This is a genomic window from Pseudomonas sp. GW823-FHT02C02, assembly GCF_058797635.1.
Genome location: NZ_JBXAJV010000040.1, coordinates 1 through 1,192, shown reverse-complemented (window position 1 = coordinate 1,192; position 1,192 = coordinate 1). Strand labels below are relative to the sequence as shown.

Here is a 1,192-nt window from a genome sequence, read left to right as displayed (position 1 = left end):
GGAAGGTCTGAAGTAAGCAGCCGTTTTTAACGGCCTCGCTGTCTGAGGTTCAAAAAACACCGACTTAATCGAAAATCAGACCTTTCCTCCTGTCAGTTCACTGTTTTTTGCGGAATAGCACCTTTTCAGGGCTCATTGTCCACATCACAGGCGCACCTCGCCTGCATTCAACAGTCGTTTTCGCATCATCCACAGGTTCGATAAGGCAAACAGTGTGGTCTGCTGCGCGGTGTTTTTCACCAAGCCTCGGAAGCGAACTTTCGTATAACCAAACTGGCGCTTGATCACCCTGAATGGATGCTCAACCTTGGCCCGGACTTGAGCTTTCGCGTATTCGATTTTGCGGCGCATGCGACCGATCAGGCTCTTTTTTGCATGCTTCTTATAGCTGCTGGGGCGCGCTGCGATCGACCAGATCATCTGGCGATGTTGATGCTCCGCACGCTTCTCCACGCCGGTGTAACCGGCATCGCCAGAGACGTAAGTTTCCTCGCCATGCAGCAACTGATCGACCTGAGTCACGTCCGCCACATTCGCCGCCGTGCCCACCACGCTATGTACCAGACCGGATTCAACATCGACACCGATGTGCGATTTCATCCCGAAATAGTACTGATTTCCTTTCTTTGTCTGGTGCATTTCGGGGTCGCGTTTACCGTCCTTGTTCTTGGTCGAACTGGGCGCATGAATGATCGTCGCATCGACCACAGTTCCCTGACGCAGCAGCAAACCTCGGTCGCCCAAATAGCCGTTGATGACCTGCAAAATCCCACCGGCCAGCTCATGTTTTTCCAACAGCCGGCGGAAGTTGAGGATCGTGGTTTCATCCGGAATCCGATCCAAATGCAGCCCGGCAAACTGGCGCAGAATCGTGGTTTCGTAGAGGGACTCTTCCATCGCCGGATCGCTGTAGCCGAACCAGTTTTGCATCAGATGAACCCGCAGCATGGCCATCAACGGATACGCCGGACGACCGCCTTCACCCTTCGGATAATGCGGCTCGATCAACGCAATCAGGCCTTTCCAGGGCACGACCTGATCCATCTCAATCAGGAAACGCTCACGGCGGGTCTGCTTACGTTTGCCTGCGTACTCGGCATCAGCGAAAGACATTTGCTTCATCGGGGCTCAACCGTTCAGTTCGTGGGACAGCCGTATCTCACCAGATTTGGAAGTCTTTTTCAGAGTTTCC

General features: G+C 53.7%; 1 protein-coding gene. It reads right to left on the bottom strand.

The window, feature by feature from the left end:
• Positions 1–144 precede the first annotated feature (144 nt).
• On the bottom strand, positions 145–1,122 hold the full coding sequence (locus tag AC1ROI_RS33865; RefSeq protein WP_033902000.1) for an IS5 family transposase: 978 nt from the start codon (positions 1,120–1,122) through the stop codon (positions 145–147).
• Between the last annotated feature and the right edge of the window lie 70 nt (positions 1,123–1,192).